Source organism: Nostoc sp., assembly GCF_036917975.1.
In the GTDB taxonomy this organism is placed as follows: Bacteria; Cyanobacteriota; Cyanobacteriia; order Cyanobacteriales; family Nostocaceae; genus Nostoc.
This window is the reverse complement of record NZ_JBALEJ010000047.1, coordinates 238,186-262,056: the sequence shown is the minus strand read 5'-3', so window position 1 is coordinate 262,056 and position 23,871 is coordinate 238,186. Positions and strand designations below refer to the sequence as shown.

The following is a 23,871-nucleotide window of genomic DNA, read 5'->3' as shown; positions in this document are numbered from 1 at the left end:
CGCCAGTAAAGAGAGGCGGAGCCTCAAAGACAAGCATTCCCAGTCCGAGACTGGGAACGAGGCAATCTAAAAGCTATTTCTAGACTTGCTTTAGCCTTAACTTGACACCAATGGCATCTTGCCCACCCTACAAGAGTTAATTGGATATTTTTTATTTGAAAGTCTCTAATATGACTTCAATTCATACTGAATTCTGACTACTGAGTTCTGAATTCTTCTGAATAAATCTCTACTGTTTGACAGAGACTCAAAAACAAAACATATATAATTAAAGCGATAATTAGAAGTATCAAGATTATTTAAGCTTTGCTAAATCTAAGCTTTACTACTTTAGATAGATTCGCAGCGAGTAACTGCTTAGGTGTGTATTCTTTTGATGCATAATAGGTGTTGAGCGATGTCTATAACAGGCTATGCCTACGCATTTTCTAGCTGATTTTGGGAATAATCCTTTAGCTAGCTGCATAAAAGGAGAAGCTACATTGAAAGGAATACGTTCCCTTCTAGCACCCTATGCTGTGGCACTATTAGCTGTTGGTAGCGGATTACTACTAACACTATTGCTACAGCCACTACTGAAACCAACTATTTTTCTGCTGTTTTTTGCTGCCGTGGCGATTAGTGCCTGGTATGGCGGCATAGAAGCAGGGTTACTGGCTACTACTTTATCTACTTTAGCCGTCAGCTACTTTTTCTTAGAGCCAGTGTTTTCGCTCTTGGTTGGGAGTCTAGACAGCATACGACGCTTAGGCTTATTTGTACTGGTGACAACATTCATCACCTTGCTGAACTCAGAGTTACACACTGCCAAACAACATCTGCAAACGAGTTTGCAGAAGCGGCAGGTGAGTGAGGCAAGGTTTAGAAGGTTGGTAGAGTCCAACATCATTGGGGTAATTGTAGCCAATATGGACGGGGCGATCGCAGAAGCTAACGATGTTTTTTTAGAAATGGTAGGTTATTCGCGGGAGGATTTACTAGCAGGGCGAGTTCGATGGCGCGATATGATACCACCAGAATATATTGAAGCTAACAATAGTGCGATCGCAGAACTCAAAACTAAAGGTGTGTGTCAGCCCTTTGAGAACCAATACATCCGCAAAGATAACAGCCGCGTTCCCATTCTATTAGGTTGCGCTTTGTTAGAAAATACTCCAGAGGATGTTATCTGTTTTGTACTTGATTTAAGCCAACGCAAACAAGCAGAAGCAGCACTGCGTCAACGAGAAGATGAGCTACGCCTGATTACAAATGCTGTACCCGTCAATATTTCCTATGTTGATAGTAAGCAGCATTATCGTTTTAATAATAAAGGATATGAAGACTGGTTTGGGCTTCCTGCTTCCGAAATTTCTGGTAAACACATAAGAGAAGTTTTGGGAGAGTCGGTTTATCAATCAATCCTTCCTTACGTAGAAACAGTACTCTCAGGAGAGCAAGTAACTTACGAAACCCAATTATCTGATAAAGATGGCAAAAACCATTACGTGAATGTTACTTACGTTCCACAATTCAGTCAGCAAGAGAAAGTAGAAGGATTTGTTGTCCTAAGCACAGATATTACACTTCGCAAGTTAGCAGAGCAAGAACGCGAACGACTGCTTGAGCGCGAACAAGCCGCACGCGCCGATGCAGAAACAGCAAACCGGATGAAGGATGAGTTTCTGGCTACACTTTCTCACGAACTCCGTACACCCCTAAATGCTATACTGGGCTGGTCACAGCTACTTAGAAAGCGCAAGTTAGATGAAAATCTTACTGGTCGCGCACTAGAGACAATTGAGCGTAACAGTAGATCCCTGACACAACTGATTGAAGATGTTCTAGATGTGTCACGCATTATTAGAGGTACACTTCATCTAAGCATGGAGCAAGTAAAACTTGTGACACTTATAGAGGCGGCAATTGATACTGTGTATCCAGCAGCCCAGGCGAAAGAGATTAGCATCAAGTGTAGATTCGACCCAGAAGTAGAGGTAGTTGTGGGTGATGTCAACCGCTTGCAACAGGTTGTGTGGAATTTGCTCTCCAACGCCGTCAAGTTTACACCCAAAGGCGGAAGAGTTGATGTGCAATTGGAGCGGATTGAATCTTGCGTGCAAATTCAGGTGAGTGATACGGGAGGAGGAATTGCTGCCGAATTCCTACCCCATGTATTTGAACGCTTTCGTCAAGCAGATAGTTCCACCACGCGATCGCATGGTGGACTAGGATTAGGGTTAGCGATCGTCCGCCACTTGGTAGAATTACATGGTGGTACAGTCTGTGCCAAAAGTCCAGGAATTGGACAAGGGGCAACATTCGTTGTTAGTCTGCCAATGAAAACTATTTAGAAATTTGTGAGCATCCAATATCAAAAAGTGATTCCAAGAATTCAGCAATAGTTTGGGAGTGTGTCACTAGACTTTCAAGCTAGTTATGAGTTATGAGTTAATTCAAAACTCTCAGCTTGATTAAGATGTCTAAAGAATTCGCAATTGGTAGTAAAGTCCGGGTTGTGGCGCTACCAGCCTACGTCAAAACTGCTGAACCCATGCCCATGCTGCGCCCTCCTAATGTGATTCACATTGGCGAAGAAGGCATAGTCATTGACCGTAGACCCGGTGGATATTGGGGCATTCGCTTTACTAGGGGGGCTTTTCTCTTAGATAGTCAATACATCGAAAGCACAGATACCGTTATATAATTCCTACCCAAAGCTACCCATAATTGGACTTTTCTACCTTGGGTTTCGTTTACTTCCTGTTTCATCCTGGTAACGTCGGCGTTAACCAGTCCACAGGCTAACACTGTCTAACTGACAGCTTTACTCAAATTGATTGCGTTTAAATCACGGTCAATTGTGAAACTGCAGTGACTGCACTCAAACACTCTTTCAGATAGCAAGAGTGTTTCTTTTTTGGTTCCACAGTTTGAGCAAGTTTTGGAACTAGGAAACCATCGGTCAACTACAACGAGTTTGGAACCATACAGTTCACACTTGTAAGTTAACTGGCGACGGAACTCATAAAATCCCATATCGGCGATAGATTTTGCTAGCTTGTGGTTAGCCATCATGCCTGATACATTGAGGTCTTCAATCACTACTGTGCCGTGGTTCTTGGCTAACAGTGTTGTTAGTTTGTGCAACGTATCCTTCCTGATGTTCGCTATTTTAGAGTGCAATCTAGCTATTTGTAATTGCGCTTTTTTCCAGTTAGCTGAACCGATGATTTTATAACGATTCAACCATTGCATTATTGCATTCTACTCAACTTGCCTTCATACTTTTTATATGATTTAGCACCAACTTCAGTTTCAAATTCTTCACACATGGCGAATACCAATTCTGCACCGAACCTTAGCAATCTATCTTTGTGAGTTATTACCAGATTCCGGAAAAGATGTCAAGGTTTCTCTAAGGATTTAGTTACAGCTTCCTACCCCTCCCGAATCTAATTTAGAATGAGATTTCTCGCAACCAAGAATTGTAAACTTGTGTAAAGTTGTGATTCTGGTTTGTACCATGATTTCCCGCCGCACTTTTTTAAGCATATTATTTGCCAGCTGTATTTCTGTCATCAGCTGGCTGAATTTCACTACTGCTGCGAATGCCCTTGGTGGTAAACTTCCGGCAATTAATCAACCCGCACCAGAGTTTACTTTGCCAACCAACACAGGTAATGGCAAAATTTCCCTCTCTGACTTGCGCGGTAAATGGCTAGTTCTGTACTTTTATCCTAAAGACTTCACCTCTGGTTGTACTATAGAAGCTCGTCGTTTTCAGCAAGACTTACCCCAATACCTGGAAAAAAATACCCAAATTATTGGCGTTAGTGCTGATGACATTGATTCTCATGCCAAATTTTGTGATTCAGAGGGACTAAAATTTCCCCTGTTGGCTGATACTGACGGTTCAGTAAGTAAAGCTTATGGTTCTTGGCTCGGCTTTTTATCTATGCGCCATAGTTTTATCATCGATCCTCAAGGTGTCTTGCGCGAGACTTTTGTCAAAGTCAACCCAACTATTCACAGTTCAGAAGTGCTAGCACGATTAGAAAAATTGCAGTCAGCGGCTTCTGCATAAAAAACAAGGGGCTTAAGCCCCTTGTCTCACCAAGACTGATTTTGTGCAGCTTTACAAAGAATTGGTATTCAATCCTTTAATTGACGATAAACCCATATTTTTTGAGTACAGTTTTGGCTTGACTACCAGATAAAAACTGGACAAATTCCTTAGCGGCAGAAGCATTTTTACTACTCTTGAGTACAGCTATTGGATAGACAATTGGTGAGTGAAACTTATCATCAGCAGCGACTACGACTTTTACCTTGTTGGAAATTTTGGCATCAGTGGCATAAACTAAACCTGCTTCGGCGTTACCACTTTCTACTGCTGCCAAAACTTGACGCACATTGTTAGCAAAGACTAATTTTGACTTGACGCGATCGTAAATTTTCAATTTCCTTAATACTTGCTCTCCATATTGACCGGCGGGTACACTTCTGGGTTCACCAATCGCAATTTTTTTAATCTTACTATCTGTTAAATTGTAAAAACTAGTGATGCCAACAACATCCTGAGCCACAATCAAGACTAGACGGTTATTTGCTAAGTTAGTACGGCTACCTGGTAGCAATAGTCCTTTTTCTTCCAAGGCATCCACTTGCTTTTTGCCGGCAGAGACAAAAATATCTGCTGGCGCACCTTGTTCAATCTGTTGCTGCAACGCGCCAGAAGCCCCAAAGTTATAACTAATATTGATATTTGATTTACTTTGTTGGTACAAAGGCTTAATTTCTTCCAACGCCTCTTTTAAGCTGGCAGCTGCGGACACAAGTATGTTGGTGTTTGACTGTGCTATTACAGGAGAAGGAGTAACTAATGGTAAACCAATTGCTAACAGCCAGCCAGCAACTACTATACCCAGGAAACCAAAAATTTGTCTTCTTTTCATAAAAAATGCGTTTGAAAGGTTTCTTCCATAAAATTGATGCTAGCTAAAATAGTAGCAAATATACCAACATCTAACCAACTATATCGGTAAAAATATGCCTAGAAAAGAACAAGGGTGGGTCACATTCCAAACCTCAGAAGAAGAGCGAAAGATTTTGGAAGAGTTTTGTGGCCAGTCTCAGCGAACCAAGACCGAGATTCTTCGGGAATTGGTACGTGGTCTTAATCAACACTCTTCACCATCAAACTCGCTACCAAGTATAAACACAGAAGAGGAAGATATCTACACTCAAATACCTGAGATCGAAATTAGTATTCAAAAGAAACCACTCAAAGTTAGCTCCCGCAATATTCTCAAGGGTGTTGTGAAGCGAGTTGTCACTGGAGCCGTTAATAGTGAGGTGACGCTGGAGATTGTTCACAAAGTTGAGTTAACTTCGATTATCACCAGAGTATCGGTAGAAGAGTTGGATTTGTCTGAAGGGAAAGAGGCTTATGCCGTTATTAAGTCCAACGATATAGTTATTGCCAGAGAATAGGCTGTGGTGATGTCTCTGGACAACTCAGCATTGAGTAGTGGCGTGACAAGGCTAATAGGTTGGGTGTTAGTTTTGCGTAACCCAATATCCTGTTGACATCCTCACCGCCGTGTTCGCCCTTGGCGTTCCCGAAGGGTACGCACGGGGAAAAAGGAGTAACGAGTAATAAGTAATGAGTAAATACCCATTTTTCATCCACTGATTACTCATTACTCCTTACTCATTACTTTAAAGCCGTACTGGAAGCACGGGGTTTTAAACCCATTTTTCTGATAAACATCCAGATATATGTTGGGTTGCGCTCCGCTCCACCCAACCTACGTCTAATAGACATCTCCAGAAATTAAATGTGCGTTATCCAGAACCCTTGTAGAGACGTAGCATTGCTACGTCTCTACATTCTTTTTCGGAGATGTCTAATGCACAATTTTTTTGCCTGCCACACCAGTAGGGTGAAATATCTGGTTTTTTCTCAGCGTTCTCTGCGTCTGGGCGGTTTAAATAATTCGTAATTCGTAATTCGTAATTCGTAATTCGTAATTAAGTTTTGTGTTAGCGAAGCGGTAGCGAGTCTGCGAGCGTCCGGGGATTTAGACCCCGACCCAAAACTTGCCAGTTATTGAACTGGGGGATTTAAACCCACGGTAGTCGGTTAAAAGTAATTTATTGAACCGCAGAGGCATAGAGAAAACAGGTTAAAGAGGAATTTATGGACTAAAATTCTCGCCCACTTTGAAAGTGCTAGTCCTAATAATGACTCAGAATCCCACGGCTTTTTATGAAAACGAGCGATCGCAGAAGCATATCGCCAGATAAACAATCATAGCCGTGGGATAAATTACCACTCTGTAGCTTATGAAAGCGCTGGTACCGCTTCCAAATTCTCGGCTTTATTCTTCAAGATGGTTGGTAATTCGCTACTGAAGGCCTCACCTTCAACCACTTGCGATCGGAAACCATCGGGCCCAACTGGAACGTCACCTGTGATGGTAGTGCGATAGAGTACACGCTCAACTTCCACATGATCCAAATCCTGAGGGGCCAAATGCGAGGTGGCGCGGTTATCCCAGAAGGCGATGTCTCCGTTGTTCCAACGGAAACGGGTGGTGTAGGCAGGCTTGGTGATCTGGTTGAAGAACAACTCAAGCAGCAAGTCGCTCTCTTGTCGTGATACGTCAAGAATGTGCGAGGTGAACCCAGGGTTAACATACAATGCCCGCTCACCAGTCTCAGGATGAACCCGAACCACTGGATGGATTGAAACCAACGGATTGGCTGCAATGCGCTGGGCAATCTTGCTGTTGCTGGGCAAATTCAAACGTGCATTGAAGCGATGTTCGGCTTTCAATGTGTCTGCAAGCGCCCGTAGGGGTGCTGACAGACCCTCGTAGGCTGCAACTAAATTTGTCCACTGTGTATCACCACCGAAGTTGGGCACGTTAACCGCACGCAAAATCGATGCAGCAGGTGGGTTGACAACTGCTGTCACATCGGTGTGCCAACGGCTTTCGTAGCTGGAACGGCGTAGACCATTCCGCCGCTCGTAACGACTGCGGTCAATGGGTAGAATTTCTGAAAAGCCTTCAATCGGCTCATCTTCATGGGGATGTGCATAAGTTACTTCGCCGAAACGAGCCGTAAATGCAATTTGTGCAGCATGATCGATGTTTTGACCACGAAAGAATACGACTTTCCACTTCAACAGTGCTTGACGAATTTCTTTGACTGCATCATCGTGCAAAGGGCGCGACAAATCTACGCCACTGATTTCGGCACCGATGAAACCTGCTACTTGTTTGACTTCAATGTGTTTGTTGCTCATGTCAATTCTCCAGAGTTTGATCGATATGGACGGTGTTCGCACTCGTCGGTTTACTCTGGTACGTTGCTTGTATTTAAATGGCTACATACCAAAGGAAGCGATCGCAGTTTAAAATACTATCATACGGCAAATCCATCAATTTACCGTAGTATATAATTACCATATTTTAGCCTGCTAGAACAATAGTTGATTGTGTTCGGGTAAGGGCAAGTTTAAATAGACCCACAAGCACTAATTGAGACTTGCCACACCAGTATTGCAAAGCTAGGCATCGCTATATTTGGGCACTTAGTACCGCAAGGCAGAATTAAAAATTAATACAGCGTAAGCGTTTCATTGATTTGGAATAGGTGGTTTATTTTTGAAAAAACTCAGTACACATCTATTCGCTTCTGTTCTGTTCCCAGTTAAGAGTTAAGAGTTAAGAGTTAAGAGTTCCCTATCCTACACAAGTAAGTTCAGGAATCAAATCGGATTCCTATAGGATCTTTGTGTTGCTTGCTACTCGCACGCAGGTTGATAGTACTTTCATATAAACTTTATGAAATATTTTTATTTTTAACACAAGTATTTCATGTCCTGATTAATTTATACTATACGATGACAGGTAAAAAATTATATTTATTATGGTATCTTTTTGTCAAAAGCTGCAAAGTCCTTGAAACTCATTCTGTAGAAATAGGAGATTTTTATTTCTCTGGCGATCAAAAGTAATAAAACTTTGCCACCGTTTATTCAGGCTTTGAGTATATTAAAAACTACATGAAAAAGCAATTGTCACATAGATGGATGATTTCTAAATCTGGGTTACGTTTTTTAATCATTATCCTATTGGTAATAGGCGTATTTTTTCGCTTCGTCAATATTGACAAAAGACTTTATTGGGGTGATGAAGTTTTTTCATCTTTACGCATATCTGGCTATATGCAGTCAGAAATGAATGAGCAGTTAGATGATGGTCATTTGTTCAGTGTAGAAGATTTGCATAAATACCAGTATCCCAATCCTGAAAGAAACGCAATTGATACACTTAAAGGGGTTGTTTTAGAAGACTCGCAGATTTTGCCGTTATACATCTTGCTAGCCCGATTTTGGGTAGAGTGCTTTGGGAATTCTGTAGCAGTGACTAGAAGTTTTTCGGCATTCCTGAGTCTGCTCACCTTTCCTTGTATTTATTGGCTATGTCGAGAATTATTTAAGTCTTCACTAGTAGGGTGGGTAGCCATTGCGTTGGTAGCCGTTTCACCTATTCATGTGGTGTATGCACAAGAAGCACGAGCATACAGTTTATGGATAGTATCCATATTAATATCGAGCGTAGCACTATTACGAGCTATACGCCTAAAAACAAAGGTTAGTTGGTGCATTTATACAGCAACATTGGTACTAGGGTTTTATTCTCATGTGTTTTTTACTTTGGTTGCTTTTGCACAGGGAATTTATGTACTTGCAATTGAACGCTTTCGATTGAGTAAAACATCAATTTCTTACCTGATATCATCGCTGGCGGGTTTTATAACTTTTGTACCTTGGATTTGGATTATTTATACCAATCCTCAGCCAGAAGCAGTAGCTTGGACAAATGCTAAACAAACATTACTTGGATCAATTGAAAGGTGGGCTGGGATCTTTAGCCGGACTTTTCTTGATTTCGGGATTAGCCCTAGCGATCCAGGAAAACTTAAGATTGTCTTGATTCCTTTTATTTTAATTATTTTAGCTCTAATTAGCTACTCAATTTATGTTCTCTGTCGAAGAACTTCTAAAGAAGTTTGGTTATTTGTCTTAACCTTGATTGGGTGTATGGTGCTTCCCCTACTGATAACAGATTTCATCTTTCAAAAGCGATACGCTACTAGTCGATATACACTTCCCTCCGTTTTAGGTATAGAGTTGGCTGTTGCTTACCTACTTACCACTAAAATCACGTCTATTTCTCCTAAAATTTGGCAAAAACAACTTTGGTCACTTGTAGCGTTCATAGTAATTACGGGCGGAGTTGTCTCTTGTATATTCCATTCTCAAGCCCAGATTTGGTGGAACCAATTCCCTGAAAAATACCAAGAATTTCCTAAAATTGCTCATATTATTAGTCAAGGTAATAAACCTCTGATAATTAGTGATGAGAAAAATCTACTTCCACCAATACAAATACTTGGTTATTTAGTTGATTCAAAAGTGCAATTTCAGATTGTCAAAGAAAATCAGTTACCAAAAATTACTGATGGCTTTACTGACATATTTTTGGTCTTGTTCGAGCCATCTGAGTTCTTAAAATCTGGAATTGAAAAAGTTTATAACTCAAAGTTACAGCAGGTAAATAACTTTATCTGGAAAATAACAAAGCCTAGTTAAACTAAAGATAAGAGTACACCTAGCGCTTGCCAAACTAGAATGTCGAACCTAAAAGCAAGACAGTTGGCATTTGAATATCACTCATAGGTTAAAAATTAATATGAATTAGCTTAACAAGTAGCACAATCAGAGCCAAAATATACTTTAATTAAACAAATAATTTAAGTATATACTTGTACTCCACCGCTTATGTCATCGCCCCTTGAGCGTCCGCTGATAATTGAAGTCAGACTGCCATCTTCCCATCCTCATTTATTAGAAGGATTAGATATATGGCTGCGCTTAGGTTTAATATCCGATACCCAAGTTAAGCAGCTATGCCAAGAGTTTCTGGTGTGTGCGGTGGTGTTAAAACCCCAAGCTGAAGCGAAAACAAAGGTAGTATTTGCAACTTATGACCCCGTACAGCAGTTGTCTACAGCAGCTTTAGAATCTAGTAACCGTAGACAATCGCAACAAACACCACCTAAACCCAACTTTATCAGTGCAATGTTGCAGTCCTTGGGGGCTGAACTGAGTGTACGTTGGCTGCTTTTTCTAGGGGTTTTCCTGGTAGTGGTATCCTCTGGGGTACTGGCTGCTAGTCAGTGGGAGAGGTTTCCTGCTTCTGGACAGTATGGGGTTTTATTTGCTTATACTTTAAGTTTTTGGGGGTTAAGTTTTTGGGCGACTAGGCAAAATAATCTCAGATTGACGGCTCAGACATTGCTGATTGTCTCTCTTTTGTTAGTGCCAGTGAATTTTTGGGCAATTGATAGCTTTCAATTGTGGCAGAATCCTGTTGATTGGATTGTAGTTGCGATCGCCTGTCCTACTCTCACTACTATAACTGTTTTACTCTCCAAAAATCGGACTATTTTTGCTAATTTACATACTGGCAAATTACCTCTAGCAAATATTCTGGGGCTGAGTTATCTGCATTGGGGTTGGCAATTAAGAGGATTTCCTTTAATTGCTGTTTATGTGGCAATGATCTGCACAACTATTATTACTATCTATCACAATCTTTACCAACAGCCTCATCCTGTCAGTGAGGAAGATCGAGGTGATGTCTACGACGGGCTACGCCTACGCCGGAGGCTAAGTATTAATTTAACTGCTGCTGTAATTATTTATGCTCTAATAGTGCTGTTAGTGCGAGCAATTTTTGTTGCCAAGGTAGATATCACGCAGTTGGGGTTAGCGATTGGTATTTGCGGCTGGTTGGTGACTTGGTTAGTACAAAGGGCAGGGGAGGGGGGGGCAGGGGAGGCAGGGGAAGTAACATTAATATCCTCCTCATCTTCCTCATTTCTTTTACTCTGGGAAAAACTCGGTGGCATTTTAATTTTTTTGGGTTGGCTGGTATCGGTAGTAAATTATCCTTGGCAAGCGATCGCTGTTAGTGGTTTGGGTTTATGGTTTATGGGAAGTCGCTTGCGGCAGTACAGTCTCAAGGTAGACTTGGCAGTGGTTTTCGTCATTGGCTTACAGACGATTTGGCTAGGTTGGCGGTTAGTACCTGATAACTTACAGAAATTAGCGATCGCAACTAGTACTCAACTCACCAATTCTCAAAATGAACCTTGGGCTTTATTGGGTATAGCTTTATTTCCCTACATAATTTTGATGGTGGCGCTCACAAATAGCTTGTATCGCAGTCAAAAGCGAGAATTAGCTAAATTTGGCGAACTACTCACCCTCTTATTAGGAGCTTTTTTAACAACGATCGCTCTGATAAATCCGACATTGCGATCGCTAAATCTGTTATTCTCTACAACCACTCTGGCATTCGTCACTCAACGCCGTTCCCCTTTATCCCTTCCCTTGATATACCTAACTCACATCATCGGGGTGCTGGCATTTTGCTCTACCATTAATTGGCTGTTACCAAACCTGAGTCCACAAGCCTGGGCAAGTATTTTATTAGCTCTGATGGTTGCAGAATGGGGATTTAGCCTCAGCAATGGACTATGGCGGCGTAGTGCATGGGACATCGGTTTAGGACTAGCCGCAGCTAGTTTTTTAATCTTGTGGATGAATGCAGAATCATCTTGGTATGGCATAGTTAATAGTCAAGGCAATTGGGGAGTTTTATGGCTAGTTACGCCTTTAGCTCTCACAGGTGTTGCCAATGCCACAATTATCGAGCGTCGCATTACTAGCCGTTACTTAAGTGTCTTAACTGTGGTAGTTGCCCAGCTATTGACGTTACAGCTACCAGGAATCAGATTAATCGGTTTGGCTGTAGGTGCTGGGTTGATGTTTACCAATACTCGCTATTTGCGAAACCAAGTATCTGCGGCAATTACAGAAGGATTTGCTTTAAGTTTCATTGGGGCGTTGCTGTGGACAGGTGTGCCTGGTTTGCCTCGCCTAGCCGTAGGAGGTTGGTTTATCGCAGGAGCGATCGCAACTTTAAGTTTATGGTTGGCACGGACTGTTTTAAGCCGACGCGGTAACGAATTAGCAGCTATCTATGCAGCCGCTAGCGATCGGTGGGCGATCGCCTTGTGTGGTTTTGAATTGTTGAGTTTGACGCTGCACTCAGTACTGATTTATCGAGGGTTTACCACTTCGGGATTTTTCTTCTTAATTGCCACTACAATCACCTTGGCAGCCATTGTTTATCGCAGTTGGCGAGAACCGACAAATTGGGCATTTTATGGTATTGGTTGGTGTTTAGAATTGTTGATTGCCCAGGTGTTGGGGTTGGGGGAACGCTCAATTGTTAAAATAGCGTTCGCGGAGCGTGGCTTGCCAATCGCTAATATCGCCTTGGGTTTAATTGCTCAACTTTTCGGCGAGTGGTGGCGACGAAGACATCAATTAGAAAAGCTTCCTAGCAGTCTTCACATTTTGCCATTAATCTACGGTGCATTCAGTGTATTGCTGCGTTTGGACACCTTTACCGAGTGGACAGGGTTGTGTTCTTTGGGTGTAGCTTTAATTATTATTGGCGTGGGGCGACGGCGCGAGAACTTCAAACCCTTGCTGTACTTAGGAATTATTGGCATATCCATTTCTGCTTATGAACTTTTGTTCTATCAAATGTCACAAGCATCAGGAGGAGCATTAGGTGATGGATTGATTGCTATGTCTACCCTTGGTGCAAGTATCATGTATGCTTACCGCATTCTGTCGCCTTGGCTAATCAGCTACTTACGCCTAACTCCTCAAGAACTGGAAGGAATTGCCCATATTCATTGGGCTTGGAGTAGCTGTTTATTAATGGCTGCCATTCCTCTTCCTATTGCAGTTAACCGTTTGGTGGGATTGGCAACAGGAGTATTTTTGATTCGTTATGCCATCTTTCAGGGACGAAATTCGCGCACTTCCCCCAGCATCTTCAGAGGAATCACAATCGCCGAGATGTGGGTTTACCTTGGCTTATTAGAGGTAGCCGGCATGAGGGTTTATTGGCGCGAGACAGCAGTCGGAAAATTTTGGGCTGGGCCATTGGTTCCGTGGAATGGTGCGATCGCTTGTGTGGTAGCTTACTTTCTGTACATCCTACCTTGGGAAAGGTGGGGTTGGTCTAAAAGACCTTGGCAACAAGCCGCTTACATCATACCGCTAATAATTTTATGGGAAACCAGACTGCAAACTTACCCAGTTACCTTAGTACTTGCAGCCGGATTCTACATCTTCCTGGCAAAAGTGGGTGAAAACATCCGTTTTACTTATGTTAGTGTTGCTTTGATTGATTGGGCGCTTTACCGTTGGTTTAATTCCTTACATCTAACTCATGCTTTGTGGTATGTCACACCAATTGGATTATCACTGCTTTATATTGCTCAAGTAGATACCCAGCTGAAGCTACCAGAGTACAAAAAATTTCGTCATCTTCTGAGAGTGCTAGGGAGTGGTTTAATTTGTGGGTGGGCAATTTTATTTAATCAAGATACAGCCTGGATACCTGGAATTTTCAGCCTCATCGCCATTTTTGCCGGATTAGCTTTGCGAGTACGGGCTTTTCTCTACATTGGTACAGCCACTTTTTTAATTACTACAATCAATCAATCGGTAATTTTAAGTTCGCATTACTCTTTTTTAAAATGGGTTATTGGCTTACTAGTTGGCATCTTGCTAATTTACATCGCTGCCAACTTTGAAACCCGCCGCGCTCAAATAACATCCCTAATTCGTAGCGCTTTTGATGAATTTCAATCATGGGAATAGCGATAGATATTGTAGAGGGATCGGCGGACTCCCTATAAATCGAAAAATCGAATGGTATCCAAAAAACTCAGAAGTGCGTTACGAATTACATGATGGAGTGATTTTTGAGATGCCTAAGCCCAAAGGGGAGAATTCTGATTTGGCTGGCTTTTTGATTGAAGAATTACTCATCACAATTAGAGAGATGGGTAAGCGCGGTATCTGGACTATACCTAAAGAATCCATTATTAAACATGAAGCGGGTATAAACTTCAATTGTTAATCCATGCCCTAAATCCAGGTTCTCATTAATGGATTTAAGCAGTGCAAGACGGCGTTGAGCTTTGTCTACAGCAGCAGAACCGCGAGTTTTTAGAGACATGGGAGATATTTCTTGAATAGTTCTATTTCAACATAGCGGAATGCCTTTCTACGTGAGATGAGTAGTTTTGTGGATTTAATTAAGAGTTAATGCGATTGCCGAAATAGCAAATGTAGTCGCCGAAATAGCAAATGTAGTCGCCGAAATAGCAAATGCTGTCGCCGAAATAGCAAATGCGATCGCCGAAATAGCAAATGCTGTCGCCGAAATAGCAAATGCGATCGCCAAAATAGCAAATGCGATCGCCAAAATAGCAAATGTAGTCGCCAAAATAGCAAATGTAGTCGCCGAAATAACAAATGCGATCGCCAAAATAGCAAATGTGATCGCCTTGGAAAAAACCTCAAAAACTAAGCGCAGACGCGTAGCAGCTTGTCGTGAGACATCGCCCGTAATTGTAGTGTTAGGTTCGCGTCTGCCAAGATTTTGGATCTCTGCGACCATGAAAAATTGCTGTCACTATTACTCGACTCGATACAATCCGATAGTACACAGCATAGGGAAATCGTCGCACTACTGCTCGTCGAATATCACCGTAGACAATTAGATAGGATTCTGGCATCTGAGAAATTCGATTCACCGTTTCGTCTACAGAGTCTAAAAACTCATCACCCAGACCGGGTTTTTGACTCTCGTACCAACTGTATGCATCATTGAGTTCTTCTCGAACCTCTGGGCGAAACACCACGACATAATTCATTACTGCCCCTTAATTGATGCTTTAATTTCCTCCCAAGTCAGCACATTATCTGGATTTGAATTATAGTCAGCAGTTCGACGATCAAGCTCTTGCTTTTGTGCATCGGTTAAATCAGGGTAAACTTGCTCTGCTGCGATGGTATCCCAAATTGCCTGTACAAGATGGATTCTATCTTCAACACTGAGAGTTGCGATTTCGTTCAAAGTAGCTGTGATATCCATGCTGATTAACTTGGAGTGAGGAAGCAACTGGTACACCTTAAATATAGCGGACAAGATTTTGTCCATCAAATCAAACGCTGCATTTGCTTTGATGCCCAACAGTGCCATGTCTACGACGGGCTATTCGGTGTCACCTTACAGAAAACCTCAAAAACTAAGCGTGGACGCGTAGCAGCTTGTCGTTAGACATCGCTTGTTGTGGAAGAGTCAGCGCTAGCGTAGCTCACCGTAGGTATCGCTGTGTGTATATTTGACTTAAGACAAAAAAGTATGATAACGAGCTTTACACGTTTATTTGTTAGAATATCATTTATTACTAAACAAAAAAAGTTATCTTGTGGATTCTACATTTAACTGGAAACCGAAACAGAACTTACTTGAAAAAGTCATAAATTTGGCTAGTCAACGAGGACAATCTCCTGAATCAATTGTCAGTGAAGCTGTTAGGCTATATCTCAAAACCCAATTGCTAGAACCCGTTGATAATGCTTTGTCTGACCCATTAATTGGTTTATTTGCAGCAACACCTGATTTGGCTATAAACTCAGAAGATATTCTCCAACAGGAGATTACTGAAAAATCTGGTTGGACGTGGAAATAACCTTTTTAGAGTAGTCGGGCATAGACATCATCCTCAGTGTTATCCCAAACTGATGAGAGTGATGTTTGACTGCTTTGAAGCCAAAATTCAGTTTCATCATCAGGAAGCAGCGTCACTAGCACTCTTGTTCCTTCCGGTAATTCCTCTGACTCCACCAATTCGATTTTTCCATGCCGAACAGTAGCCCAAAGCGTTTTTAGCATATCCGTTTTATGAATAGTCATACTTTAATTTTATGCTTCGATAGTTTATGAGGAGCGATGTCTGACGACGGGCTATTCGGTGTCGCCTTGCAGAAAACCTCAAAAATTAAGCGTAGACGCAAAGCGGCTTGTCGTTAGACATCGCACTTTGTGGAAGAGTGAGCGATAACCATCCATAGAAAAATTTCAACTTGAATATTCCCATAAAATTTAATATAGAAGCGATCGCACTCACCCATTACCAAAGCGATCGCTGATTGTATGATGGCATTGTAGGCGATCGCATTATTAGCTGCTTGAATTGTCGCACCTGTAAGTTGCAGACGTAATTATTCTAGTTGTAGCTTGGGGTAAACGCAGTGAAACCCAACAAATAAACTATGATCAAGAAGCAGACTTGATTTACTAGAGTGCTTTGCATGGTTTCAGCAGAATTAATCTCCACTTTGCGAGAACTTAGTCGAGCAGATAAGTTTTACATTATGCAGGTTTTAATCTCGGAGTTAGCCCAACAGGAAACCGATCTGATTAAGCCCGATCAGTCCTATCCTGTGTGGTCGCCTTATGATGCAGTTGAAGCAGCAGATACTATGTTAAAAGTGCTACAAGCTGCTAAAACTCAAGACCATGCGTAACGCACAACGGTATTCCTTTATCCCGATCGATGTTGCATTGGGCGAAGCCAGTTTCCGCCCCTATCTACCCCTTACTTTGATCTACCAACAAAGTTCTGCGATCGCATCCGGTCTGTTGGATACTGGAGCAAGCGTGAATGTGCTTCCCTATCCAGTAGGAGTTGAGCTTGGTTACGTATGGGAGCAGCAGACAACTGCATTGAGTTTGACAGGTAATTTAGCTCAATACGAGGCGCGTGTCGTGGTTCTTCAGGTAGTAGTTGGGCAATTTGAACCTATACAACTTGTATTTGCATGGACACAGGCTACAAACGTACCGCTAATTTTGGGGCAAGTTAACTTCTTTATGGAGTTTGATGTTTGTTTCTACCGTTCACATTTACAGTTTGAGATCAGCCCTAAATCGTTAGCCTCAGAGTAGTGGACGGAAACCTTTGGTGGGGGTCATTGTAAAGAGCGATCGCCTTACAGAAAACCTCAAAAACAAAGCGATCGCCTGTTGTGGAAGATGAGCGATCGCTTTACAGAAAACCTCAAAAATAAAGCGATCGCTTTATTTAGGCATTCAATTCTCAATTTTGCGAAGTTGCCAATAATATCTTGCTATTGAAATAAGTTATATACTGCACTAATTTTTTCACCAGATAACTCTTGAGGTTGTTTTTCATGTCCATCTCTTATATAGAGCTTATTTTCATACCACACAGGCTCTTTTCCTGCTTGTATTTCAATCATTAGTACTGTATGCTCATGATATGTAATAGGTGTTAATGCTGTATTAACGCTGGTTTTTAGCCATTCTGGTAATTTAGAATCCCTAATTTTTCGACTAATATTTAGTATATATTGATCGAGGGTTATGCTTTGAATTTTAGCCTCTCTTTCTATTCCAACAATACCGAATGGGAAAAATCTAGGTGCAGATATTTGATCAAGTGACTCAATAAGTTCAGTATCTTTTTCTTTGTCAGATATTCCCAAAAATATGTATCCTTTTTTTCCTTTGCCTAGATTTGCTATTGCCGCGATATTTTGACAAATTTTTTCAAAGCAATTGTTATCAAAACTCCGATTAGAACGGTTTAATGAAAATAATCCTTGTTTAAAATCATAATTTGGAGCTTCTGTTTTAGAGCGTCTCAAATAGTTCTCCAAATCTATTGCATAAGAACCACTACTACGAGTTGTTGATGTTGATAATTTAAAATAATTTTGAATTAGTCCTTTCGTAAGACCAATATTTCTTGTTCGTTTATCTGCTGTAATACTAGCACTTACTTCTATTTTTGTCATAAGTCCCATTACCGCCTTAAAAATTGCCTGATAATCAAAAGGTTCTTTAGATTCTTGGATAATTAGATCATAAAAAGCCATAAATAATGTATAAAACGGCTCTTTAACCGGATTGCTAACTCCTCCATCACGACTAAGAATCTTTCTGAGGAAGTTTTTATCATTTCCTGAGTCTATTAATGAAACTGAATTAACAGCATTTTTTATCTGTGATAGTATAGCTTTAATATCTTCTTTAAGGTTGTCTGTTCCATATCGTGTAACTGCTAATTCTATTTCATCTGATTTATCTACGTCTCCCTTGCCATAATAATTATCAAAGTTTTCTTTTCTTGCTGGAAAAGGTTTTCCTAAAGCTATAGAAAGTATTATGTCTGCTAACAATTGTTCATCTGCACTCTCGCGCAAATCAGAGTTACTTATAATACCTTGACGACACCAGAATGTATCTTCTGCAAGAACTCCATATCCTAAATTAATAGATTTAGAATCAATACTAATCTCAGGCATTTCTGAAAGAGGAACAATTTCTCTTGATACATCACCTCGAATTTCACAAGCTAATAATCTAACTAATTCTGCAAAATTGCTGGTAACTCCAGCCGATCTAACTTCTTGAGCGGACAAATGTTTTCCATTGGAATTAATTCTATTAAATACATCTTCAATTTCTTTGTTACTATTCGCCTCATAGATAGTAACGGCTAATGAATATTCTAAAAAATCTATACATTCTTGAGCATTCAATAAATTTTATTGGCTTGCTTCAAGTCGTTTAAATACTCCTTGATTACTTAGTTCATTAGCTAATGGATGCTTTGTAACATCAAAAAACTTACCATTAATTGAAAATTGGTTTTCGATAAAGCAAAAAATGGCATTTAATCGTTGCATTCCGTCAATGATTTCATATATATCTTTTCCATCTTTTTTAAATTTGCCAAATAAAATTAGTGGAATGGGATATTTGAAAAGGATGCTTTCTATTAAAGATGCTTTCTCTATTTTCGCCCATACAAGTTTACGTTGGTATCTCCGATTTACAATAAGATTATTTTCTCTATAAAGACGATATAATTCCAATATACTTATCCCTTTGGGTGTAATACTCATACTGTTTTATTATTTTGATTAGTTTGCAATACATTTGTTATTCAGTTACCAAATCGCTTCAAGATTTAAAATAAACCCCTGTAAAACATCTTCTCCTGACAAGGTAACAGGCGATTCCAACACCTCAACCTCTTGTCCTTGCCGATAAATCTCCACTTGGCGCGATTTACGATTAATTAACCAACCCAAGCGCACACCATTATCTATGTATTCCCTCATCTTTTCCTGAGCAACTTTCAAACTATCACTTGGCGAAAGTAACTCAATCACAAAATCAGGAGAAATGGGGGGAAACTTTTGTTTTTCTTCTTCAGTTAAAGCATCCCATCGTTCTAACTTTATCCAAGAAGCATCAGGTGAACGATCTGCACCATTAGGTAATTTAAAACAAGTAGAAGAATCAAAAGCGATGCCAGTACCATCGGTATCTGACCAATTAAATAATTGTTGATTTAGTCTACCATTACGATTTCCGGTTTCTCCCCCTGTAGGTGGCATAATAATTAATTCTCCCGTAGCGTTGCGTTCAAACCTCAAGTCACGGTTTGCCTGACATAGATTAAAAAACTGCTCATCTGTTAGTTCCAATACTGATTGAAGGTTGACCGTTAAAGCATTCATAGTCATATCTCAGATTGAAAAGTTAAGGCAGGCATAAAGCCTGCCATGTAATCCTAGTCTATCCCTTCAATCCGGTCTTCAACCTCTTGGTACAACTCGCGCAGACGATCTAAATTCTCCTCGCTAGTCTCCCAATAACCGCGTCCATTCACTTCCAACAAAGTTGATACAATCTTACGGAAAGAATGGGGATTAAGGTTCAGCAACCGCTTCTGCATTTCTTCATCTTTGATGAAGGTTTCGTTAGTATCCTCATAAATCCAGTTATCCACAGCGCCAGCTGTCGCACTCCAACCTGTGGTATTCACCAACCGCTTGGAGAGTTCGCGCACACCTTCGTAACCGTGAGACAGCATCCCCTCGTACCATTTGGGATTTAACAATTTGGTACGCGCATCCAAACGCACGGTTTCTGATAATGTCCGCACTTGGGCGTTAGCTGTGGTTGTATCTGCAATATAAGATGCTGGTTTTTTACCATCACCCCGCAGACTTGCCACCAGCTTAGTAGGATCGGAATCGAAGTAGTGGGAAACGTCCGTTAAGCTAATCTCCGAAGAATCCAGATTTTGGAAAGTTGCATCAGCAGTTTTCAATGTACTTTCAAAAATCTGCCGGGATTCGTCCATGATTCCGGGATTATCGGAATTGAAGGAGAAGGATTTCCGGTTGAGATACATTTCCTGCAACTCGGCTTCGCTATCCCAAGTGCTGTTTTCTACCGCCAAGTTGATATTTGACGAGTATGAACCAGAAGCGTTGGAGAAAACGCGCGTCGCTGCTTGACGCAGATTAATTCCCATATCTTGGGCTTGCTGCAAAGCGTGTTTGCGAACAAAGTTCATTTCTAAGGGTTCATCCGCCTCAGCCGCCATCTTCACGCCTTGGTCTAGCAGGTTCATTTGGTTGATGAACAAGTCGCGGAATACACCAGAACAGTTGATTACTACATCAATTCTGGGGCGTCCCAACTCTTCTAGAGATATCAATTCCAACTTGTTCACCCGTCCCAAGGCATCGGGAACTGGACGCACGCCCACCATCCACATAATTTGGGCTAGGGATTCGCCGTAAGTTTTGATGTTATCGGTTCCCCAGAGGACGCAGGCGATAGTTTCTGGCCATTTTCCATCATTTTCAGACTTGTTACGGATCAAAAGCCTGTCTACGACGATTTTGGCTGATTGGACTGCTGCTGTTGTGGGGATGGATTGCGGATCGAGTGCATGGATATTCTTACCTGTGGGCAATACATCCGGGTTGCGGATGGGATCGCCACCAGGGCCAGGTAGGATGTATTCACCTTCCAAGCCTCTAAGTAATGCTCCGAGTTCGTTGTCGGCACAAACTTGTTGCAGGCAGAATTCCAAATACTCAAGTAGGGGTTTTAAGGCTGCGGTGTCAACTTTGGGATAACCTGCTTTATGCAATGCTTCTACCCAAGGTTCCTTTTTGCCCATGTTGAAAAAATTCAACCGAGAAACCAGAGAAACTCGTCCTTCAGCGTCGATTTGCTCTTGGACAAGGGCGGTAACTGCTGCACGGGTTGCTAAAGTGATATCTTGCAATAACTGGACATCTTCTAAAATGCCTCTGTCATTACTTTGGTAAATATCGTCAATGTTACGCCCAATGCTGTTAGCGATAATTCCGGGTAAGCCTTGAAGTCCTTCTTCCTGACGATCTAGACTAGCAATATTTACCAGAGTTGCGATCGCTTCTTCTGCACTTGGGGGTTTACCAATGACGTGCAATCCACAAGGCAACAACCGCGATTCAATTTCCATCAACTTGCGGTAGACGTTGCCAACAATATTATCGCGATCGTCGGTACTCATGTCTCTGGCATCGGTTTCTGGCAGGTTAATATCCTTATCCAGATTCACAATCCGGCATTTATCCATGATGCTGTTGACAATGGAAACACCGCGTCCACTATCTTTTAAGGTTTGGTACGAAGCAATTAACTCGCTGAGTTCCTTCAAACCTTTATACAAACCTGCATTTTCTGCCGGCGGTGTCAAGTAAGAAATTGTTTCGGCATAACTCCGACGTTTGGCAATTGTCGCTTCACTCGGATTATTAGCTGCGTAGTAATACAAGTTAGGAATTGAGCCAATTAAGTTATCTGGATAACAGTCACCAGACATCCCCATCTGTTTACCTGGCATGAATTCCAAGGAACCGTGTGTACCAAAGTGCAGTACAGCATCAGCTTTCCAAACTTGCTCTAGGTAAGTGTAGTAAGCAGCAAAACCGTGGTGAGGACTAGCTGAACGGGAGAACAACAGCCGCATCGGGTCGCCTTCGTAACCAAAGGTGGGTTGCACACCGATGAAGACGTTACCGAATTGCTTACCATAAATTAGCAGATTTTGGCCATCGCTGTTGAGATGTCCGGGAGGTGGGCCCCAGTTTTCCTCTAAGCGTTGAGAGTAAGGGGTTAGCGCCTCATACTCAGGAACCGACATTTTGTAAGCAACGTTCAGTTCTGGGCTGTTGTACTGCGCTTGGGCATCGTGGATGACTTCTTGCATCAACGCTTCGGCTGATTCTGGCAATTCTGGTAAGTCGTAGCCGTTATTTTTCAGTGCTTTCATCACCTCGTAGATGGAAGCGAATACATCTAAATAAGCGGCGGTTCCCACATTGCCTTTATCTGGCGGGAAGCTGAAAACGGTGATAGCGACTTTTTTATCCAGTTTCGGCTTGCGGCGGAGGTTCGCCCATTTTAAGGCGCGTTCGGCGACAGCTTCCACCCGATCGCGCAGTGCGATCGCTTTGCCTGTAGTTCCATCTCTACCCGATAAGATAATCGGCTCAATTGCTCCATCCAATTCCGGAATTGCAATTTGCAAAGCTACTTGAATTGGATGTAACCCTAAATCGCTATCCATCCACTCTTCTGTGGTTTGGAATACTAAGGGTAACGCCACCATGTAAGGACGGTTTAAGCGTTTGAGCGATTCAATTGCCTTGGGATGATCTTGTCTGGCTGGCCCACCCACTAAAGCAAAACCAGTCAGCGAGATCACTGCATCTACTAACTGTATCTTGGTAATTGGTTCGTAGAAGTAAGCATCCACAGGCTTGGAGAAATCCAAACCACCAGCAAACACAGGTAGTACCCGTGCGCCTAATGCTTCCAACTCCTGCACCATTGCTACATAATGGGCATCATCGCCTGTAACTAGGTGAGTGCGTTGCAATACTAAGCCGACACAAGGAGCTAGGGGATCTTTTAGATCACTAGAAATATCCTTACGAGCTGTATACCAATTGAGGTATTCTCTGACATCTTCAAACATACTAGGAGCCAAAGGATGCCAAATCCCTAAATCGGGATAAACCACAGGCTGTTCGTATGTAGAAGGTGCAAAATCTTGTTTCTCTAAACCTTTAAATACGTATTTATCAGCTAGCATCAGCAAGAAGTTTTCCAGATTTTCTGGAGAACCACCTAGCCAATACTGAAAACTGAGCATGAAATTTCGGGCATCCTGTGCCTTGTCCATCGGTAAAAACTTCAGCACTTGCGGCAGAGTTCGCAAAAGCTTTAGCATCCCATCTTGGAATCCCGCACCGGATTTTTCTTTGCGTTTCCGCATGAATTGGGCGATCGCACTTTTTGACTGACCCAACTGTGCTAGAGAAAAGCTGCCCATTTTATTTAGGCGCATTACTTCCGGCATGGAGGGGAAGACAACAGAAACATCCAGATGATCGCGGTGTGGTTCTACTGCTGCTACTACTTTCTGTGCTAAGTCTTCGATGAAAATGAGGGAAGCGATGAAGATATTCGCATTCTCAATTTCTCGTTTGAACTCCTCATAATTCTCTGGGTCGCGGAGTTCCTCAATCAAGTACCCGCTGATTTCAATCGCCAAGTTGGGATTATTCGCGTTAATCGTGCGAACCGCTTGCGACAAAGCACTCTGGTACTGGGACTCAAGCACGACATAGACCACCTTGATTAAACTACGTCCGCGTAAGTTATCAGGCGCAATGTGTCTAATGGTGGACTTGACGTGTGTGAACATGCTTCTTCGGCTCCTTTGATGCGTGTTCTCTGAAGGAAGTTCCTAGCGGCATCATCAGCCACAGGTAACTTGTGATCTTTTAGGCAATATCTGTTTTTTATCAGAAAATGCTTGCCCAGTAGGCATTTTATCGCCTATATGACACAAATCGATATAAAAAACGAAATATTTCTTTGTAATTGTTGACTTTATATAAAAGTGTTTGCTCGCTTGTTTGTAAAATTATTGTTACATATTTAAATATCTAAATAGCTATTAAGCAATGATAAA

At 41.7% G+C, this 23,871-nt stretch carries 22 protein-coding genes and 2 pseudogenes; 10 read left to right on the top strand and 14 right to left on the bottom strand.

Features of this window, described 5'->3' with window-relative positions:
• Positions 1-413 precede the first annotated feature (413 nt).
• Together V7K76_RS20770 and sipA are read left to right on the top strand one after the other, a co-directional pair.
• Positions 414-2,333, top strand: coding sequence for a sensor histidine kinase (locus V7K76_RS20770; RefSeq protein ID WP_334775839.1), 1,920 nt, complete (start codon positions 414-416; stop codon positions 2,331-2,333).
• A gap of 125 nt (positions 2,334-2,458) precedes the next feature.
• A complete protein-coding gene (gene sipA / locus V7K76_RS20765; protein ID WP_334775838.1) occupies positions 2,459-2,686 on the top strand; it encodes a regulatory protein SipA in 228 nt (75 codons plus the stop codon).
• 107 nt (positions 2,687-2,793) lie between these two features.
• Here the strand turns inward: sipA and V7K76_RS20760 are convergent, their stop codons facing one another.
• Complete coding sequence (locus V7K76_RS20760) at positions 2,794-3,237, bottom strand: RNA-guided endonuclease InsQ/TnpB family protein (RefSeq protein ID WP_334775837.1); 444 nt, start codon at positions 3,235-3,237, stop codon at positions 2,794-2,796.
• 50 nt (positions 3,238-3,287) lie between these two features.
• Positions 3,288-3,377: pseudogene (locus V7K76_RS20755) on the bottom strand (IS607 family transposase); the annotation flags it as partial.
• 128 nt (positions 3,378-3,505) lie between these two features.
• On the opposite strand from V7K76_RS20755, the gene V7K76_RS20750 reads away from it, so the two are divergent.
• Positions 3,506-4,066, top strand: a complete 561-nt coding sequence (locus V7K76_RS20750; RefSeq protein WP_334775865.1) for a peroxiredoxin — start codon at positions 3,506-3,508, stop codon at positions 4,064-4,066.
• A 76-nt stretch (positions 4,067-4,142) separates the two neighbouring features.
• Here V7K76_RS20750 and modA read toward each other — a convergent pair whose 3' ends face one another.
• Positions 4,143-4,937, bottom strand: coding sequence for a molybdate ABC transporter substrate-binding protein (gene modA / locus V7K76_RS20745; RefSeq protein ID WP_334775836.1), 795 nt, complete (start codon positions 4,935-4,937; stop codon positions 4,143-4,145).
• 94 nt (positions 4,938-5,031) lie between these two features.
• On the opposite strand from modA, the gene V7K76_RS20740 reads away from it, so the two are divergent.
• A complete protein-coding gene (locus tag V7K76_RS20740; RefSeq protein WP_334775835.1) occupies positions 5,032-5,475 on the top strand; it encodes a TOBE domain-containing protein in 444 nt (147 codons plus the stop codon).
• Here the strand turns inward: V7K76_RS20740 and V7K76_RS20735 are convergent.
• A complete protein-coding gene (locus V7K76_RS20735) occupies positions 5,459-5,674 on the bottom strand; it encodes a hypothetical protein (RefSeq protein ID WP_334775834.1) in 216 nt (71 codons plus the stop codon). The two genes, V7K76_RS20740 and V7K76_RS20735, sit on opposite strands and share 17 nt — an antisense overlap.
• A gap of 654 nt (positions 5,675-6,328) precedes the next feature.
• Positions 6,329-7,297 (bottom strand): TauD/TfdA dioxygenase family protein, encoded by a 969-nt coding sequence (locus tag V7K76_RS20730; RefSeq protein WP_334775833.1) that lies wholly within the window; start codon positions 7,295-7,297, stop codon positions 6,329-6,331.
• Between the two features lie 762 nt (positions 7,298-8,059).
• Between V7K76_RS20730 and V7K76_RS20725 the strand changes: the two genes are divergently transcribed.
• The 3 genes and pseudogenes from V7K76_RS20725 to V7K76_RS20715 form a co-directional block, all read left to right on the top strand.
• Positions 8,060-9,652 carry a glycosyltransferase family 39 protein gene (locus V7K76_RS20725; RefSeq protein WP_334775832.1) on the top strand — a complete coding sequence of 531 codons (1,593 nt, stop codon included), beginning with the start codon at positions 8,060-8,062 and terminating at the stop codon, positions 9,650-9,652.
• Positions 9,653-9,841: 189 nt separating this feature from the next.
• Positions 9,842-13,813 (top strand): DUF2157 domain-containing protein, encoded by a 3,972-nt coding sequence (locus tag V7K76_RS20720; RefSeq protein WP_334775831.1) that lies wholly within the window; start codon positions 9,842-9,844, stop codon positions 13,811-13,813.
• 19 nt (positions 13,814-13,832) lie between these two features.
• Positions 13,833-14,045, top strand: a pseudogene (locus tag V7K76_RS20715) (Uma2 family endonuclease); the annotation flags it as partial.
• Here the strand turns inward: V7K76_RS20715 and V7K76_RS20710 are convergent.
• The 4 genes from V7K76_RS20710 to V7K76_RS20695 all read right to left on the bottom strand — a co-directional run bounded on the left by V7K76_RS20710 (position 13,977) and on the right by V7K76_RS20695 (position 15,203).
• Positions 13,977-14,174, bottom strand: coding sequence for a hypothetical protein (locus tag V7K76_RS20710; RefSeq protein ID WP_334775868.1), 198 nt, complete (start codon positions 14,172-14,174; stop codon positions 13,977-13,979). The pseudogene V7K76_RS20715 and the gene V7K76_RS20710 overlap by 69 nt on opposite strands.
• Before the next feature lie 75 nt (positions 14,175-14,249).
• Positions 14,250-14,618 carry a hypothetical protein gene (locus tag V7K76_RS20705; RefSeq protein WP_334775830.1) on the bottom strand — a complete coding sequence of 123 codons (369 nt, stop codon included), beginning with the start codon at positions 14,616-14,618 and terminating at the stop codon, positions 14,250-14,252.
• Positions 14,578-14,874, bottom strand: coding sequence for a type II toxin-antitoxin system RelE/ParE family toxin (locus V7K76_RS20700; protein WP_334775829.1), 297 nt, complete (start codon positions 14,872-14,874; stop codon positions 14,578-14,580). Before V7K76_RS20700 ends, V7K76_RS20705 begins: the two co-directional genes overlap by 41 nt.
• Positions 14,874-15,203, bottom strand: a complete 330-nt coding sequence (locus V7K76_RS20695; protein WP_335029991.1) for an addiction module protein — start codon at positions 15,201-15,203, stop codon at positions 14,874-14,876. Before V7K76_RS20695 ends, V7K76_RS20700 begins: the two co-directional genes overlap by 1 nt.
• A 229-nt stretch (positions 15,204-15,432) precedes the next feature.
• Between V7K76_RS20695 and V7K76_RS20690 the strand changes: the two genes are divergently transcribed.
• On the top strand, positions 15,433-15,696 hold the full coding sequence (locus V7K76_RS20690; protein ID WP_334775826.1) for a hypothetical protein: 264 nt from the start codon (positions 15,433-15,435) through the stop codon (positions 15,694-15,696).
• A 5-nt stretch (positions 15,697-15,701) separates the two neighbouring features.
• On the opposite strand, the gene V7K76_RS20685 is transcribed toward V7K76_RS20690, so the two are convergent.
• The gene (locus V7K76_RS20685) at positions 15,702-15,920 is read right to left on the bottom strand and encodes a hypothetical protein (protein WP_334775825.1); all 219 of its coding nucleotides are present in this window, start codon (positions 15,918-15,920) and stop codon (positions 15,702-15,704) included.
• A gap of 398 nt (positions 15,921-16,318) precedes the next feature.
• Here V7K76_RS20685 and V7K76_RS20680 point away from each other — a divergent pair, with 398 nt between their 5' ends.
• Positions 16,319-16,534 (top strand): hypothetical protein, encoded by a 216-nt coding sequence (locus V7K76_RS20680; RefSeq protein WP_162400202.1) that lies wholly within the window; start codon positions 16,319-16,321, stop codon positions 16,532-16,534.
• Positions 16,527-16,955, top strand: coding sequence for an aspartyl protease family protein (locus tag V7K76_RS20675; protein ID WP_335029990.1), 429 nt, complete (start codon positions 16,527-16,529; stop codon positions 16,953-16,955). Before V7K76_RS20680 ends, V7K76_RS20675 begins: the two co-directional genes overlap by 8 nt.
• A gap of 182 nt (positions 16,956-17,137) precedes the next feature.
• Here V7K76_RS20675 and V7K76_RS20670 read toward each other — a convergent pair whose 3' ends face one another.
• The 4 genes from V7K76_RS20670 to V7K76_RS20655 are packed head-to-tail and all read right to left on the bottom strand — an operon-like array spanning position 17,138 to position 23,601.
• Positions 17,138-18,574: an ATP-binding protein gene (locus tag V7K76_RS20670; RefSeq protein ID WP_334775823.1), complete on the bottom strand. Its 1,437-nt coding sequence runs from the start codon at positions 18,572-18,574 to the stop codon at positions 17,138-17,140.
• A 6-nt stretch (positions 18,575-18,580) separates the two neighbouring features.
• The gene (locus V7K76_RS20665; RefSeq protein WP_334775822.1) at positions 18,581-18,940 is read right to left on the bottom strand and encodes a DUF262 domain-containing protein; all 360 of its coding nucleotides are present in this window, start codon (positions 18,938-18,940) and stop codon (positions 18,581-18,583) included.
• A gap of 45 nt (positions 18,941-18,985) precedes the next feature.
• The gene (locus V7K76_RS20660; protein ID WP_334775821.1) at positions 18,986-19,561 is read right to left on the bottom strand and encodes a Uma2 family endonuclease; all 576 of its coding nucleotides are present in this window, start codon (positions 19,559-19,561) and stop codon (positions 18,986-18,988) included.
• A gap of 53 nt (positions 19,562-19,614) precedes the next feature.
• A complete protein-coding gene (locus tag V7K76_RS20655; RefSeq protein WP_335029988.1) occupies positions 19,615-23,601 on the bottom strand; it encodes a magnesium chelatase subunit H in 3,987 nt (1,328 codons plus the stop codon).
• Positions 23,602-23,871 lie beyond the last annotated feature (270 nt).